17 protein-coding genes and 1 tRNA gene are annotated in these 15,952 nt (G+C 62.8%); 14 read left to right on the top strand and 4 right to left on the bottom strand.

The annotated features are described in order from the left end of the window. Positions 1–135: 135 nt before the first annotated feature. The 5 genes from cysD (at position 136) to AB4037_RS06365 (ending at position 4,948) form a co-directional block, all read left to right on the top strand. On the top strand, positions 136–1,044 hold the full coding sequence (gene cysD / locus AB4037_RS06345; RefSeq protein WP_434958669.1) for a sulfate adenylyltransferase subunit CysD: 909 nt from the start codon (positions 136–138) through the stop codon (positions 1,042–1,044). Continuing rightward, positions 1,044–2,963, top strand: coding sequence for a sulfate adenylyltransferase subunit CysN (cysN, locus tag AB4037_RS06350; protein WP_434958668.1), 1,920 nt, complete (start codon positions 1,044–1,046; stop codon positions 2,961–2,963). The genes cysD and cysN overlap by 1 nt, the downstream gene beginning before the upstream one ends. A gap of 297 nt (positions 2,964–3,260) precedes the next feature. Then, positions 3,261–3,686 carry a DUF805 domain-containing protein gene (locus AB4037_RS06355; RefSeq protein WP_441770919.1) on the top strand — a complete coding sequence of 142 codons (426 nt, stop codon included), beginning with the start codon at positions 3,261–3,263 and terminating at the stop codon, positions 3,684–3,686. 136 nt (positions 3,687–3,822) lie between these two features. Continuing rightward, on the top strand, positions 3,823–4,263 hold the full coding sequence (locus AB4037_RS06360) for a DUF805 domain-containing protein (protein ID WP_434958666.1): 441 nt from the start codon (positions 3,823–3,825) through the stop codon (positions 4,261–4,263). 274 nt (positions 4,264–4,537) lie between these two features. Beyond that, on the top strand, positions 4,538–4,948 hold the full coding sequence (locus AB4037_RS06365; protein ID WP_434958665.1) for a DUF805 domain-containing protein: 411 nt from the start codon (positions 4,538–4,540) through the stop codon (positions 4,946–4,948). A gap of 76 nt (positions 4,949–5,024) precedes the next feature. Here the strand turns inward: AB4037_RS06365 and ubiB are convergent, their stop codons facing one another. After that, positions 5,025–6,560, bottom strand: coding sequence for a 2-polyprenylphenol 6-hydroxylase (gene ubiB, locus AB4037_RS06370; RefSeq protein WP_441770920.1), 1,536 nt, complete (start codon positions 6,558–6,560; stop codon positions 5,025–5,027). 192 nt (positions 6,561–6,752) lie between these two features. On the opposite strand from ubiB, the gene AB4037_RS06375 reads away from it, so the two are divergent. From AB4037_RS06375 to AB4037_RS06410, 8 genes are all read left to right on the top strand, one after another. Then, a complete protein-coding gene (locus AB4037_RS06375; protein WP_434958663.1) occupies positions 6,753–7,367 on the top strand; it encodes a ribonuclease D in 615 nt (204 codons plus the stop codon). A gap of 334 nt (positions 7,368–7,701) precedes the next feature. Continuing rightward, positions 7,702–8,478 (top strand): LPS export ABC transporter periplasmic protein LptC, encoded by a 777-nt coding sequence (gene lptC / locus AB4037_RS06380; RefSeq protein ID WP_441770921.1) that lies wholly within the window; start codon positions 7,702–7,704, stop codon positions 8,476–8,478. Further along, a complete protein-coding gene (locus tag AB4037_RS06385) occupies positions 8,475–9,233 on the top strand; it encodes an LptA/OstA family protein (RefSeq protein ID WP_441770922.1) in 759 nt (252 codons plus the stop codon). Before lptC ends, AB4037_RS06385 begins: the two co-directional genes overlap by 4 nt. Positions 9,234–9,248: 15 nt before the next feature. Next, positions 9,249–9,920, top strand: coding sequence for an LptA/OstA family protein (locus AB4037_RS06390; protein WP_441771185.1), 672 nt, complete (start codon positions 9,249–9,251; stop codon positions 9,918–9,920). 281 nt (positions 9,921–10,201) lie between these two features. Next, positions 10,202–11,011 carry an LPS export ABC transporter ATP-binding protein gene (gene lptB, locus AB4037_RS06395; RefSeq protein ID WP_441770923.1) on the top strand — a complete coding sequence of 270 codons (810 nt, stop codon included), beginning with the start codon at positions 10,202–10,204 and terminating at the stop codon, positions 11,009–11,011. 87 nt (positions 11,012–11,098) lie between these two features. Continuing rightward, positions 11,099–12,172, top strand: a complete 1,074-nt coding sequence (locus AB4037_RS06400; protein ID WP_434958658.1) for a microcin C ABC transporter permease YejB — start codon at positions 11,099–11,101, stop codon at positions 12,170–12,172. Position 12,173: 1 nt separating this feature from the next. Next, positions 12,174–13,307, top strand: a complete 1,134-nt coding sequence (locus AB4037_RS06405; protein WP_434958657.1) for an ABC transporter permease — start codon at positions 12,174–12,176, stop codon at positions 13,305–13,307. 91 nt (positions 13,308–13,398) lie between these two features. Then, a tRNA-Arg gene (locus AB4037_RS06410) sits at positions 13,399–13,475 on the top strand. A 106-nt stretch (positions 13,476–13,581) separates the two neighbouring features. Here AB4037_RS06410 and AB4037_RS06415 read toward each other — a convergent pair. From AB4037_RS06415 to AB4037_RS06425, 3 genes are all read right to left on the bottom strand, one after another. Next, on the bottom strand, positions 13,582–14,337 hold the full coding sequence (locus AB4037_RS06415; RefSeq protein WP_441770924.1) for an SDR family oxidoreductase: 756 nt from the start codon (positions 14,335–14,337) through the stop codon (positions 13,582–13,584). Between the two features lie 346 nt (positions 14,338–14,683). Continuing rightward, a complete protein-coding gene (locus tag AB4037_RS06420) occupies positions 14,684–15,046 on the bottom strand; it encodes a hypothetical protein (protein ID WP_441770925.1) in 363 nt (120 codons plus the stop codon). Between the two features lie 19 nt (positions 15,047–15,065). Beyond that, complete coding sequence (locus tag AB4037_RS06425; protein ID WP_441770926.1) at positions 15,066–15,560, bottom strand: SRPBCC domain-containing protein; 495 nt, start codon at positions 15,558–15,560, stop codon at positions 15,066–15,068. A 49-nt stretch (positions 15,561–15,609) separates the two neighbouring features. Between AB4037_RS06425 and AB4037_RS06430 the strand changes: the two genes are divergently transcribed. Then, positions 15,610–15,933: an ArsR/SmtB family transcription factor gene (locus AB4037_RS06430; protein WP_441770927.1), complete on the top strand. Its 324-nt coding sequence runs from the start codon at positions 15,610–15,612 to the stop codon at positions 15,931–15,933. The last annotated feature ends 19 nt before the right edge of the window (positions 15,934–15,952 follow it).

Here is a 15,952-nt window from a genome sequence, read left to right on the forward strand (position 1 = left end):
GAGCTGCCCGCGGTGACATGCTGGGCTGCCACCTATTCTCCGCGCAAGAAACGCACTTGCGCCGGCAGCCCTGACATTCTATGTAAAATGCCCTAATTACACATTTTCCAATGTGAAAAGGGCCCATAGGCGCCAATGTCCCGCACCCTGTCTCCTCATCTCAAGCGGCTCGAAGCCGAGTCGATCGGGATCATCCGCGAAGTCGCGGCCGAATTCGCCAATCCGGTGATGCTTTATTCCATCGGCAAGGATTCGGGGGTGATGCTGCATCTGGCCCTGAAGGCGTTCTATCCCTCGAAGCTGCCGTTCCCGCTGCTCCATGTCGACACGACCTGGAAGTTCAAGGACATGATCTCGTTCCGTGACGAGATCGCCAAGCGCTACGGGCTCGACCTGATCGTGCATGTCAACCAGGACGGCGTCGAGCGGGGCATCAACCCGATCACCTCGGGCTCCTCCCTGCACACGCAGGTGATGAAGACGGAGGGCCTGCGCCAGGCCCTCGACAAGTACAAGTTCGACGCGGCCTTCGGCGGAGCGCGCCGCGACGAGGAAAAGAGCCGCGCCAAGGAGCGCATCTTTTCCTTCCGCACCGCCAACCACACCTGGGACCCGCGCAACCAGCGTCCGGAATTGTGGTCGCTCTACAACACCAAGATCCGGCAGGGCGAATCGATCCGCGTCTTCCCGCTGTCGAACTGGACCGAGCTCGACATCTGGCAATATATCCTGGAAGAGGACATTCCGATCGTGCCGCTCTACCTCGCCAAGGAGCGCCCGGTGGTGTTTCGGTCGGGCACCATGTTGATGGTCGATGACGAGCGCCTGCCGCTGGAGCCCGGCGAGGTCCCTCAGATGCGCCGCGTCCGCTTCCGCACGCTCGGCTGCTATCCCTTGTCCGGCGCCATCGATTCCGAGGCGACATCGGTCGCCGACATCGTGCGCGAGATGCTGACCGCCCGCACCTCCGAGCGCCAGGGCCGCCTGATCGACAATGACGAGTCGGCCTCGATGGAAAAGAAGAAGCGCGAGGGCTATTTCTGATGAACGCTGCCGCTCCCCAGGCCGAGCTTTCGCTCGCCGAAATGCTCAAGCCCCGCGAAAAGGGGCTGCTGCGCTTCCTCACCTGCGGCTCGGTCGATGACGGCAAGTCGACCCTGATTGGCCGGCTGCTCTATGATTCCAAGCTGATCTTCGAGGACCAGCTCGCCACGCTGGAGAAGGATTCCAAGCGCCACGGCACCACGGGCGAGGACATCGACTTCGCCCTCCTGGTCGACGGGTTGGAGGCTGAACGCGAGCAGGGCATCACCATCGACGTCGCCTATCGCTTCTTCTCGACCGCCAAGCGCTCCTTCATCGTGGCTGACACCCCCGGCCACGAGCAATATACCCGCAACATGGCGACCGGCGCCTCCACCGCTGACCTTGCCGTGCTGATGATCGATGCCCGCAAGGGCGTGCTGGTGCAGACCAAGCGCCATGCCACCATCTGCTCGCTGCTCGGCATCCGCCACATCGTGGTCGCGGTCAACAAGATCGACCTGGTGGATTATGATCGTATCGTCTTCGAGAAGATCGTTCACGATATCCTGGCCTTCACCGCCAATCTCGATTTCACCTCGGTAACCCTGATCCCGATCTCGGCGCGTTTCGGCGAAAACGTCTCGATGCGCTCGACCAATATGGACTGGTATCACGGCCCGATCCTGATCGAGCATCTGGAGACGATCGACGTCGCTTCCGATGCCGCCAAGAAGCCCTTCCGCTTCCCGGTGCAATGGGTGAACCGCCCCAATCTCGATTTCCGTGGCTTTTCCGGCACGGTTGCCTCCGGCTCCATCCGTCCAGGCGACAGTGTGACGGTCGCGGCGTCGGGCAAGACCTCGGTGGTGACGCGCATCGTCACCCAGGATGGCGATTACGAGGAAGCCGTTGCCGGCGATGCGGTCACCCTCACGCTCGCCGACGAGATCGATGCCGCGCGGGGCGACGTGTTCTCCCGTGCCACCGAACGGCCCGATGTCACCGACCAGTTCGCCGCCCATCTGATCTGGATGTCCGAGGACGCCCTGCTGCCGGGGCGCTCCTACATGCTGCGCCTGGGCACCAAATTCGTGCCGGCCACCGTCACCTCGATCAAGCACAAGATTGACGTCAACACCCAGGAGCACCTGGCTGCCCGTACGCTTCAACTCAACGAGATCGGCGTCGTCAATGTGGCGACCGGCGTGCCGGTGGCTGTTGACGCCTATGTCGACAACCGCGAGACCGGCGCCTTCATCCTGATCGACCGCGCCACCAACCAGACCGCGGCGGCCGGCATGATCGATTTCGCCCTGCGCCGGGCCACTAATATCCATCGCCACTCGCTCACCATCGACAAGCTGGCTCGCTCGGCCCTCAAGCATCAGAAGGCGGCGATCGTCTGGTTCACCGGTCTGTCGGGCTCGGGCAAGTCGACCATCGCCAATCTGGTCGAGGCCGAGCTCGCCCATGCCGGCCATCACACCATGCTGCTCGACGGTGACAATGTCCGCCATGGCCTCAACCGTGATCTCGGTTTTACGGACGCGGACCGGGTCGAGAACATCCGCCGCGTCGGCGAGGTCGCCAAGCTGTTCGTCGAGAGCGGCACCATCGTACTGTGCTCCTTCATCTCGCCCTTCGAGGCGGAACGCGCCCTTGTCCGCTCGCTGGTCGAGGCCGGCGAGTTCGTCGAGGTCTTCGTCGACACCCCGATCGAGGATTGCATCAAGCGCGATCCCAAGGGGCTCTATGCCAAGGCCCTTGCCGGCGAGATCAAGCACTTCACCGGCGTCAGCAGCCCCTATGAACGGCCAGAGAATGCCGATATCGTGCTGCAGACCGTCGGCGAAACGCCCAAGGCCCTGGCCGAAGCCGTGGTGAAGGCCCTGCGCGAGCGCGGCCTGCTCGACCACCAGGACGATTGGGGGCTGTAGCGGCCCCATTGAGGGCGCCCAAGGCTCTGTAGCGCCTCGGCTTCAGTGTCGCGGGTTGGGTTCGCCCATTGCCGGCCGGAAGGGCTCGACGTAGGTTGAAGACAGGGCGCAGGGCCGATTTCAGCGCTCGGTCGCAATCTCCGCCGGCTTTCCATGACGTGGACTGGGGTTTTCATGCTCAGGATGGGCGCCGCATTGGCGAAGCTGTTGGGGTGCCGCGTCGGCGACGCGAATGTCGGACCGCTGGAAAGTCCCGGCAGGCCCTTGCCGGGTGATTGGTGCTGAGGGCGGAGTGGGATGGGCAACCTATTTTCCTTCAAGGGCCGTATCGGTCGGCACGCCTACCTTCTCGCCACGGTGCCTCTCGCCTTCGTCTATCTGGTCTGGGTCGCCTGGTGGCTGTTCACGGCGGCGAATTTCCCCGACGAAGGTCCCGCTCGCGTTTTCCGCATGAGCGCGGTCGGCTGGTTCGTCTGCGCCTGGCCCTATCTCGCCGCCGGCTTCAAGCGCTGCCACGATCGCGGCAAATCGGGGCTGTGGTATGTCGGTTGGACGGTGGGCTGTCTCGCCTTCTGGGCTGCGGCGATCTTCGTGCAACCCTGGCTGGCCTGGCTGGGCAATCTCATCGCGTTGTGGACGCTGGTCGAGATGGGCTTCGTCAAGGGGACGCCAGCACCCAATCGCTTCGGTCCACCTGCTGAGGAATGGCCCCCGGAAACATAGATCGTCGCGATTTGACGGAATTGCCGTCGGGCAGCCGGGGCGCCGAAATTCACATCCACTTCGAGTTGCAGGCCGTTGGTTCTGTATTGATCCGCGTGTATCCTGGCGAGGGAATGCGAGCGGCGACGAATGCAACATGGCACAGGCCGGTTCAAATGATGGCGGCATGACCGTCGGGCGGATGTTGCTCAGCCCGAAAGGGCGTATTCCGCGCTTCGACGCCCTGTTCGCCTATGTCTGTCTGTGCGTGATGTTCGCGGCGGCCGCCTTCGTCTGGGTAGGGTGGGTGTTTGCCTATTACCGTCATGATCCGGCGGCGGTGTTGCAGATGCTGCCCTGGATACCGCTCGGCGGTCTCGCTCTGTTGGTGGGCTGGATGGTCTTCTGCATCCTGGCCAAGCGCTGCCATGATCGCGACCATTCGGCCTGGTTCCTGCTGGTCGGGCTGATCCCGATTGCCAATCTCTGGCTGCTGGTCGATCTGTTTTTTTGGCGTGGCACCCGCGCCGCCAATCGCTTCGGTCCCGAGCCTGAGGGTATGGCCAGCCAATGGCGTGCAGCGAACGAGGACCTTTGAAAACACACCAACGATCAAAGGCTGAGAATGCTGGTGAGGTTTCCAGTCAATGATCTCGAATGCCAAGATGACATGAAGATCGTGATTGATATTGTGACAATTTCCTGACTAGTAAAATATCGCTCGTCCAAGAGACCAGCCTGCTGTTCTTCTGTCACGCTGGAAACACACCTCTCCATTGATCGATATTGGTGCCTTGTTTTCAATCGCCTGCGCTGCTAGGCCGGCGAATATTGAAATCGCAAGAGCTGATGGTCAAAAGGGGTTGAGCGCGATGAATGAACCGACACTTGTGGAGAAATTGTTCAGTTTCCAGGGCCGGCTGCGCCGCAGCAGCTACTGGATCTATCATCTCCTGCAATGGGTTGCCCTGTGCGTCGTCGTGGGAGTTTTCTACGGTCTGGCGCTGGCCCTAACACCGGACAATCCGCTCATCTATGTGCTGATGGTGATCGGTATCCTGCTCTATATCGGCTTCGTATGGTCGGGACTTTCCATCGGTGTCCGCCGCTGCCATGACCGCAACAGGAGTGGCTGGTTCCTGCTCGCCAGCCTCATTCCCCTTGTCGGCGCCATCTGGGTTTTCATCGAGCTCGGCTTCCTCGATGGTACCCAGGGCCCCAACCAATATGGCCCCTCGCCCAAGGGGATTGGCGGCAATGAAGTCGCCGGTGTCTTTTCCTGAACAGCAAAGGGGCCGAACCCGTTCGGCCTCTGGTTTGCGGCGCTGGTCGATGATGCTGTCGTCTGAGCTGCTTCGCTCAGGCCAATTTCCAGGCCAGATAGAGCGCCACGAGGGCGATCAGCCACAAAGCGGCATTGCCCCAGCGATTGCGGCGGGCTTCGGCCTTGCCGATCGCCTCGATGCTGTCGGGTAGCAGGGCAAAGCCCTTTTCCGCTGCCTCGTTGAGGCGCGCGGCCAGGGTCTCGGCCCGGTTGAGCAGGCTCGGCAACAGCGTGAGCGATTTGCCGGCTTCCAGCGTCTGCTGTCCGAGGTCGCCGATTTTGCCCAGCGGGCCGAGATTGCGCTCGATCCAGTCGCGCACCACCGGATCAGCCGTCGCCCACATGTCGAGCTTGGGATTGAGCCGTCGGGCGACGCCCTCCACCACCACCATGGTCTTCTGCAGCAGGATCAGCTCGGGCCGGGTCTTCATGTCGAAGAGTTCGGTGATTTCGAACAGCAGCGTCAGGAGCTTGGCCATCGAGATCTCGTCGGCCCGCTTCTGGTGGATCGGCTCGCCGATGGCGCGGATCGCCTGGGCGAAGTCGTCGATCGAATGGCTCGAGGGCACATAGCCCGCTTCGAAATGAACTTCGGCCACCCGCCGATAGTTGCGGGTGATGAAGCCGTGCAGGATCTCGGCGAGGAAGCGGCGCTCCTTCAGGCCGGCCCGGCCCATGATGCCGAAATCCACCGCAACGAGCTGGCCGGAGGCATCGATCATCAAATTGCCCTGATGCATGTCGGCGTGGAAGAAGCCGTCGCGGATGGCGTGGCGCAGGAACGACTGGATGATGATGCGGGCGAGATCGACGAGATCGAAGCCGGCCGCCTTCAGCCTGTCGATGTCGGACAGGGGAATGCCCTCGATCCATTCCAGTGTCAGCACGGTGCGGGCCGTGCGGTTCCAGTCCGGCGCAGGAATGCGGAAATCGGGATCGTCGGCGATGTTCTCCGCCATTTCCGACAGGGCAGCCGCTTCCAGGCGCGAATCCATCTCGAAGGCGACGGTGCGCGCCAGCATGTCGACCGTCTCGACAGGCTTGAGGCGCTTGGAACGCGGGTCGAGCCGCTCGATCGTACGCGCGGCGAAATAGAAGGTGGAGAGGTCGGAGCGGAAACGCCGATCGACGCCGGGACGCAGTACCTTCACCGCTACTTCGCGCTCGCCGTCGGCGTCGCGGATGATGCCCTTGTGCACCTGCGCCACCGAGGCTGCGGCCACCGGCTCGGAAAGCTCGTCGAAAAAGTGGCTCAGCGGCCCGCCGAGGGCCCTCTCGATCTCGGCGATGGCGATGGCGCGCCCGAAGGGCGGCATGCGGTCCTGCAGTTCCTCCAGGTCGCGCGCCACCGCAAAACCGACCACATCGGGCCGGGTCGCCAGGAACTGCCCGAGTTTCACCCAGCTGGGCCCTAGCTTCACCAAGGCGGCCGCCAGCCCCTTGCCGCCGCTGACATGGCGCTTTTCAATCAGCCGGCCGAGCCGGACGGCCAGCCGTGCCGGCGCCGGAAGGTCATGGATGTCGACGAGGCTAAGCGCGCCTTCGCGGGCCAGCGTCCAGCCCGCGCGCATGAGACGAAATGGATCGAGGAAAGAAGCCAAGGGTACCAGCCGAATGAATTCGCGGGGAGGTCGATAGCACGGGCGGGCGCATTGGCAAACCTTCTCCCGATCTGGGGTTCAAGCCCTGCAGCCTCTTGCACATCGTCTTGCGAGAGTTCTATCTGCGCAATGATCCAATGAAATCGAGTTCAGGAAGCTTCCGTGACCATTCGCTACCACCGCGGCGATCTGCCCGACCTGTCCCGCTACACCACCAGCGCCGCCATCGATACCGAGACCATGGGTCTCAATCCCCATCGGGATAGACTCTGCGTGGTGCAGCTCTCGCCGGGCGACGGCACCGCCGATGTGGTGCAGATCGCCCAGGGCCAGAAGAGCGCCCCCAATCTCGAGCAATTGCTGGCCAATCCCTCGGTCACCAAGATCTTCCATTTCGCCCGCTTCGATATCGCCGCGCTGCAGAACGCCTTCGGCGTGGCGACGAAGCCGGTCTATTGCACCAAGATCGCCTCCAGACTCACGCGCACCTACACCGACCGCCACGGCCTCAAGGACCTGGTGCGCGAACTGCTCGGCATCGACCTCTCCAAGCAGCAGCAATCCTCCGACTGGGGCGCCGATACGCTCACCGATGCCCAGCTCGCCTATGCCGCTTCGGACGTGCTCCATCTGCACGAGCTCAAGTCGAAACTCGACACCACCCTGGCGCGCGAGGGACGCTCGGAGGTGGCGCGCGCCTGTTTCGACTTTCTGCCGACGCGGGCGCTGCTCGACCTCAATGGCTGGCCGGAGACGGATATCTTCGCCCATAGCTGAGGATGAAGGCCAAAGCGTTTTGTGCCGGCGCTCTGGGGAACCGCCGCAAGAGGCAGATGGGTATCGGCGTCCCGTTCTCGCCCACAGATTTGCGCATCGGAGGGACGGGGCCTGCGGTGACGGCGGCGTGCCGCGTTCCCCTCGGCACATTCCCCCTGCGGCTGAAATCTGCTATGACGGCCGACCTGTTGCGATTTTCACCCAAAGTTGAGGAATTTCAGACAGGGATGGACGGCGCCTCCGGCGCCGGGTTGACGTCTCCACTTCGCATCGCAATATGATGGTCGGTGGTGATGGTTTCCCGCCGCTAGCAGCGTTTGGATAGGTATTCTGTTTGGCCGATATCATGGATGCGCGGGTCAAGATCCCCCAACCCGCCATGCCTTCACGTGAAAGCGCTTTCAAAGCTGCCCGCGCTCACAGCAGGCTGGTGCGTTTCCTGAAGTTTGCCGTGCCCGCCATAGCGGTTGCCGGAGCGGGCGTGTTTGTCTTTCTGGCGGTGGTCAATCCCTTCGCGCCGCCTCCGATCGAACTCCCCCCAGTCACGCCGGTCAGTGAGGGCATTCTGGCCGTCGAAAGACCGCATCTGACCGGTTCCAACAATCGCGGGCAGAAGTACGACGTCACGGCGACCTCCGGCACGCAGAAAGTGTCCGTGCCCGGTGTTGTCAGCCTGACCGAGCTGAATGCGGTGATCACCGCGCCCGACCAGAGCGATGCCAAACTGACAGCCAAGGCCGGCACGTTCGATACGGTTGGCCAGCTTCTCGATCTTAAGGGCGATGTGCGCGTCAAGTCCACCAAGGGCTATGACGCGACCTTGAAGAGCGCCAGCATCGATCTCAAGGCCAGCACGGTCAACAGTACCGAACCGGTCACAGTCAATCTCTCCTCCGGCACCATCTCAGGCAATGGCTTGAGCATCGTGCAAGGCGGTTCGAAGATCCTGTTCAAGGACGGCGTCAGCGCCAGCTTCAAGGTGCCCTATAAACCGGATACGGAAGATGGGACTGACGGCGCCGAAGCGCCCGCCACGCCGCCCGATACTCCGGCTCCGAACGCCTCTCCACCGAATTCAGCCAACCCAGTGCAGGGAAATCCCACCCAATGACGATGAAAATCCGCCGCCTGGTGCCTCTTGCGGTGCTGCCGCTCGCCCTGGCCCTGACGGCTGCCGATGCCGGCGCCGCCCCGAAGAAAGCGGCCAGCCCCTTCCAGGGCTTCTCCTCCGACAGCGGCAAGCCCGTTGACGTTAAGTCAGACTCGCTCGAAGTGCATCAGGACGAGCAGAAGGCGATCTTCACCGGCAATGTGGTGGCGACGCAGGGAGAATCGGTCCTGCGTACCAACGAATTGACCGTGTTCTACGAGAATGCTGACAACAACGCCAAGGATGGCAAGGCCAAGGACGCCAAGCCTGCTGATACCAAATCTGCCGATGTCAAGCCTGCTGATGCCGAGCCTGCCGATCCGAAGGCCGCCGACGCCAAGCCGGTGGATGGCCAGCAAGCGGGCGATGCCAAGGTTGCTGATACCAAGCCCGCCGATACCAAACCCGCTGATACCAGCAAGGCGCCGACCTCCGGCTCCGGCACACCGGCTAGTTCCATCAAGAAGCTGGTTGCCCGCGGCAATGTCGTGGTGACCTCCAAGGATCAGAAGGCGACCGGCGCCAACGGCGTGATGGACATGGCGACCAATGTCGCCACGCTGACCGGCGGCGAGGTGGTGATGATTCAGGGGCCGAACGTGCTGAAGGGCACCAAGCTGACCGTCAACCTCAAGACGGGGGTCGCCAGGGTCGAAGGTGGTGGCATCGGCGTATCCGGCGTCTTCACCCAGGGCGGCCAGAAGAAGAGCAATTGAGGGAGCAGGCCCGTGATGATGCGACCCAGCCCGACGTCTCGCCGCCTCGCTCCGGCGCTGTTGCTGCCTCTGGCGTTGCTCGTTTCGTCACTGGCCTTGCCGGCCGGTGCGCAGGAAAAGAAGCCGTCCACGCCTTTCCAGGGCTTCTCCTCCGATAATGACAAGCCGGTGAACATCAAGGCCGATCAGCTCGAAACCCATCAGGACGAGCAGAAGGCGATCTTCACTGGCAATGTAGTGGCCACCCAGGGCGAGTCGACGCTGACCTCCGAGGAACTGACGGTTTTCTACGAGGCCGCATCCGTGCCGGGTAAGCAGCCGGCCGATGCTGTCGGTACCAGCCCGGCCCAGCCGGCGGTTCCCTCGGCAGCGCTGCCGGGCGATGCTTCCTCGACCGCCGAAGCTGCCGGCGCCGATACGACGCCGGCGCCCGCCGACAACAAGGTCAAGAAGCTGGTGGCCAAGGGCAAGGTCGTCGTCACCGCCCCGGACCAGAAGGCGACCGGCGATGACGGCATCCTGGACATGGAGACCAACATCGCCACGCTCACCGGCGAGGAAGTGGTGATGACCCAGGGCTGCAACGTGCTGCGCGGCAAGAAGCTGGTGGTCAATACCCAGACAGGCCGCGCCACCGTTACCGGCGGCACCACCGGCCATTTCATCTCGGGCGACCAGAAGTGCTGATCCAGGGATCCGCCCTGGCCGGCCAACATCTTTTTGCCTGGTGAACGAGATATTCACCGGCGTGCGGCAAGGCTGTCACTGGATACCGGGATGCGGAACACACGCCGATTTTCGGCATGGCGGCGTAACAATACCGAGCCTCGAAAATGCTGACGCATTCTCGGCTTGAACATCTGGCGATTTTCGATGCCAAATCAAAGATTTGGCGAGAATCGTCGGACGGAACCAAGGCGCGTTGAAAATGCCTCTTGGTGTAACATGAAAACGCGGCATCGGGCCCGATGCTGCAGGAAGAGTGCGGGCCAGGCATGAACGAGATGGTGCAATATGCGGAGGCCGGCGACGAGACCGGGCCAGCCGTGAGTGTCGAGGGCACGCTCTCGGTGGTGTCGATTGCCAAGACCTATGGCAAGCGTACGGTCGTGAGCGACGTCAGCCTGGAGGTCCGGCGCGGTGAGGCCGTCGGCCTGCTCGGTCCGAACGGCGCCGGCAAGACCACGGTCTTCTACATGATCACCGGCCTGGTGCCGCCGGATCATGGCCGCATCGAGCTCGATGGCCATGACGTGACGGCGCTGCCGATGTATCGGCGCGCCCGGCTCGGCATTGGCTATCTGCCGCAGGAAGCCTCGATCTTCCGTGGCCTGAATGTCGAGGAGAACATCCGCGCCGTGCTCGAGATCGTCGAGCCGAACAAGGCCGAGCGCGACCGCCAGCTCGACGAGTTGCTCGAGGAGTTCAAGATCGGCCGCCTGCGCAAGACGGCCTCGATCGCACTCTCTGGCGGCGAACGCCGGCGCGTGGAAATCGCGCGCGCCTTGGCCGGCAAGCCGTCCTTCATGCTGCTGGATGAACCATTCGCCGGCATCGATCCGATCGCGGTAGGCGACATCCAGACCCTGGTGCGCCATTTGACCAATCGCGGCATCGGCGTGCTGATCACCGATCACAATGTGCGCGAGACGCTGGCCCTGATCGACCGGGCCTACATCATCCATTCCGGCCATGTGCTGACCCAGGGCACGCCCCAGGAAATCATCGACAATCCCGAAGCCCGCCGGCTCTATCTGGGCAGCGAGTTCAGGATGTGACGGGCTGCGGATCTTCCCTCATCCCCGTCCCGATTCCCATCGACCTGATTCTCCTCTAGGCTCGACAGGCCAACCCGGAACGCCGATTTGCTCGCCTATGTCCTGCGTCGCCTCGCGCTGATCGTGCCGACCTTGTTCGGCATCATGCTGATTTCCTTTGCCATCATTCAGATCGTGCCCGGCGGTCCGGTGGAGCGCATGGTGTCGGTGCTGTCGGGCAATTCAGGGGGCGGTGGCGATCTCGGCGGCCCCACACCCAGCTTCAACGCCGGCGCCTCGCAATATCGCGGCTCTCAGGGGCTCGATCCGGCCTTCATTGCGAGCCTGCGCAAGCAATATGGTTTCGACAAGCCGGTCTATGAGCAGTTCTGGCTGATGATCAAGAACTACGCCACCTTCAGCTTCGGCCAGAGCTATTTTCGCGATACCCCCGTCACCACCCTGATCGCCGAGAAACTGCCGGTCTCGATCTCCATCGGCCTATGGGTGATGCTGCTCTCCTACACGATCTCGATCCCGCTGGGCATTCGCAAGGCGGTCAAGGACGGCTCCTTCTTCGATGGCTGGACCAGTGCGGTCGTCATCGTCGGCTATGCCATTCCCGGCTTCACCCTCGGCATCCTTCTGATCACCCTGTTCGCCGGCAGCGCCTTCTGGCAGATCTTTCCCAATGGCCGGCTGGTTTCCGACAATTGGAGCGACTTGTCGCTATGGGGCAAGATCGCCGACTATGCCTGGCACATGACGCTGCCGCTGATCGCCATGGGGGTCTCGGCCTTCGCCACGCTGACCATGATGACCAAGAACGCCTTCCTCGACGAAATCCGCAAGCAATATGTGCTGACGGCGCGCATGAAGGGATTGTCGCCGCGACGGGTGCTCTACGGTCACGTCTTCCGCAATGCCATGCTGATCGTGATCGCGAGCTTTCCGGCCGCCTTCATCTCGGCGCTGTTCACGGGATCGCTCCTGATCGAGCAGACTTTCGAGCTCAACGGCTTGGGGCGCCTCACCTACGAATCGGTCATCAACCGCGACTATCCCGTGGTGCTGGCTTCCATCTACATCCTGGCGCTGGTGGCCCTCGTCATCAATCTCGTCACGGATCTCATCTACATGTTCGTCGATCCGCGCATCGACTTCGAAGCGCGTGAGGTTTGAGATGGAGGCTGCCACCCGAACCCCGCGGGGCTGGCTGAAGCTGTCACCCCTCAACCGGCGGCGCCTCAACAATTTCAAGGCCAATCGACGTGGCTACTGGTCGTTCTGGCTCTTTCTCACCCTCTTCATCCTGTCGCTGTTCGCCGAGTTCATCGCCAATGAGAAACCGCTGCTGATCGTCGACCACGGTCGGATCTTGACGCCGGTCTTCGTCGACTATGACGAGACCGATCTCGGCGGAGACCTGCCGGGACCGGCAAATTTCCGCGACCCCTATCTCACCAAGTTGCTGGCCGATCGCGGCGCCTACGTGCTCTGGGCGCCCATTCGCTATGGCCCGCAGACCATCAACAAGAACCCGCCGGCAGGTGGCGTGCCTTCGCCCCCCACTTGGGCCTTGAGCGACGATCAATGCCGCGAAGCCGCCCAGACCGTGGGCGGGGCCGGATGCCGCGACATCGAGTGGAACTGGCTCGGTACCGACGATACCGGGCGGGACGTGCTGGCCCGAATCATCTACGGCACCCGGATTTCCCTGCTCTTCGGCCTGATCCTCACCGTCTTTTCCTCCCTCATCGGTGTGGCGGCCGGCGCGGTGCAGGGCTATTTCGGCGGCTGGGTCGACCTGATTCTCCAGCGCGCCATCGAGATCTGGACCAGCATTCCCTCGCTTTATCTTCTCATCATCATCTCGGCGGTGTTGGCGCCGGGCTTTTGGATCCTGCTCGGCATTCTGCTGCTGTTTTCGTGGATGGCGCTGGTGGCGGTCGTCAGGGCCGAGTTCCTGCGCGCCCGCAATCTCGAATATGTCCGCGCCGCCAAGGCGCTCGGTCTGTCCGACACCACCATCATGATCAAGCATCTCCTGCCGAATGCCACGGTGGCGACGCTGACCATGCTGCCCTTCATCCTGTCGGGCGCGATTTCCACCCTGACGGCGCTGGATTATCTCGGCCTCGGCCTGCCGCCCGGCACGGCCTCGCTCGGCGAATTGCTCAAGCAGGCCCAGGCTAGGCCCAATGCCTATTGGCTTACCATCAGTGGCTTCACGGTGACGGCGTTGCTGCTGTCGCTCCTGATCCTGGTGGGCGAAGCGGTGCGCGATGCGCTCGACCCGCGCAAGACCTTCGGCTGATCCCAAGAGAAAGTCGCATCGGGGAAATCGCCAGGGGAAACGCTTGGGGCGATTGCAGGATGCGGAACGATCGGCTAGAAGGACAAACGACGCACCCATAGCTCAGCTGGATAGAGTGTTGCCCTCCGAAGGCAAAGGTCGTACGTTCGAATCGTACTGGGTGCGCCATTTTCCCCTTTTCGATCAATGATGTGAAGCCGCTCGAGACATCCCGGGCGGCTAAAGCCTTTTGCTCGAGGCCTGTCGGTTGCAGGAGATGCGATGGACCAGCGGTTCAGTCCGGGTTCATGGCGCCGAAGGTCGCATCGTAGCGACCGTCTCGCTCCGCCCATCGCCGAGCCCGGTCTTGTTCGACCAGCACCTCGCCTCGGGGATGATCGCACCGATCGAGCAGTTGCATCACCTCGGCGACATAGGCTTCGACGGGCATTGCACGCGGATCGGATGCCTGCTGGCTGCCTGTGAGCTCGGTCTGCACATAGGGCGGTGCCAGTTCGAGCACATCGACGGGGATCTTGCGGAGCTGGTGCCGCAGAGACTGGAGCCAGGAGTGCAGGAAGGCCTTGCTGGCGCAGTAGGTCGGGAAGTCGGCGCGCGGTACGAAAGCAAGATTGGAGCTGGTCGCCAGGATCGTCGCGCCAGCCTGCCCTTTCAGGATGGGCAGGAACGTCGCCGTCACGCGCAGTACGCCCAGGATGTTGGTCTCCACGATTGCCTGGGCGTCGTCGATGGCCCAGCCGTCCGCCGCCAGGTTTTCCGCTCGTGAGATGCCTGCATTGGCGATGAGCACGTTGAGCTCGGGAAAGCGCCTGTGAACCTCGCCTGCGAGGCGGGACAGGGAAGCGGGGTCGTCGAGGTCGAGCGGCATCCCTACCAGGCCGGGCCGGCTTGCCGTGATCTGATCAAGCAGACTTTGCCGCCGCCCCGTCACGATGACGCGGTTGCCGTGCTGGTGGAAGGCCTCGGCGAGCGCACGGCCGATGCCGCTGGTGCCGCCGGTGACGAGGATGGTGTTGCCGGTCATCTTCATGGGTGCTCCGTCTCCGTTGAGCTGGGGGCACGGAAAAGCTGCCGCCGAGCCCGCGGACCGCGCGCAATCCCGGGCAGGCATCAAGCATCGAGGCGAGGCTGGGCCGCGCCGGGATGAATGCCCCGAACGGGTGCGGGAACGCGAAGCAGGAGAGGGATGGCATGACCGTGGCGCCCTGTTGAATCGAGATCTCCCTGCTGGGACCCTCTCGACAAAGGACGCGTTGGATGACGGTAACGCCTACGGCAGCGTCAGGACTGTGGCTGCAAGCCTTCCCCTAATATGACGCGTCGCAGCGGTCAAGGCGCCTCAACGCGAGTCGCGAGCGAGGCCGTTGGCCCTGGGGTCACCAGGCGTTCGGCTCACGCACCATGTGGACGATATTGGCGGGGCTGGTAATCCAGCCCCCCTTGAACCCGTCCGGCAGAGGCTCGATAGCGTCGCAGCGGACCACGCCGGCGCGGGACAGATGGTCGGCCGCCATGTCGAAATTGTCCGTGAACAGCTCCAGCCAGATCTCGGCCTGGCTCAGCATTGGCGCCTCGTCGAGCCACAATTTGTTGGGGCCGAGTTTGAAGCCGATGGCGGGTGCCTTGTCGGTGATCGGCTTCAGGCCGACCACATCGCGATAGAACGCCACCGTGGCCTGATATTGATGAGGTGGGACCTTCATGGCGATGTCGATGCCGCCATAGATGTTCGCAGCCATGCTTGCTTCCTTTGTCTTGTCAGGGGGATGTGCAGCGCGGCTCGCTCGCCGGCACGCCGGCCAACTCGCTGCGATAATAGCCCTCGCGCAGATTGATGCCGTGTTCGAGGAATGCCTTCAGGCAGCACAGCATCTGCGACCATCCCTCGCAGTTGATATAGGAGGCGCACTGGCCCTGGGCGTCCTCGCGCCAGCCCGTCTCGGCAATGGTGACCAGCGTGGCGTCCATTTCCAGCGCCTGGAAATTCATCTCGATATGAGTCTTGTAGAGCACCACGCCATCGGCGGATTTGGGCCCATCCCAGCGCAATACGATGCGGCTGTCAGCCACCACTTCGTCCACTTCGACGGGAACCGCGCCCCACCACACCACCGTCGCGCCGGTCACCAGCGGCGCGCTGGCGCCGCCCACCGTGGTGAAATAGGCGCTGAGCTTGCCGGGGTTGACCACGGCGTCGAATACCTCGCGAACCGGCCTTGAGATCCGCCCGGAGACCCTGAATTCCGGCTTCATCGCGTTTCTCGCTGTTGCAGGAGGCGAGAGTATGTTATAAATTTATAACATGTCAAGCGAACTCAAAGAAGACCTGGTTTTCAAGGCATTGGCCCATCCGCGCCGGCGGGCCATGCTCGACCACCTCAAGGAGGAGGCGCGCACCACCGGCATGCTCTGCGAAGCCTTTGCGGATATGGATCGCTGCACCGTCATGCAGCATCTCAAAGTGCTGGAGGAGGCCGATCTGGTCATCGTCAGGCGGGAAGGGCGCGAGCGCTGGAACCACCTCAACGCGCTGCCGATCAAGCGCATCCACGACCGCTGGATCAGCGGCTATGCCACCCATGCCCTCACCATTCTCGACAAGCTCAAGGCCGATCTGGAGGGGTGAGCTTGTGGCCGCGGGTGCG

The organism is Labrys sp. KB_33_2, from assembly GCF_052114505.1.
In the GTDB taxonomy this organism is placed as follows: Bacteria; Pseudomonadota; Alphaproteobacteria; order Rhizobiales; family Labraceae; genus Labrys.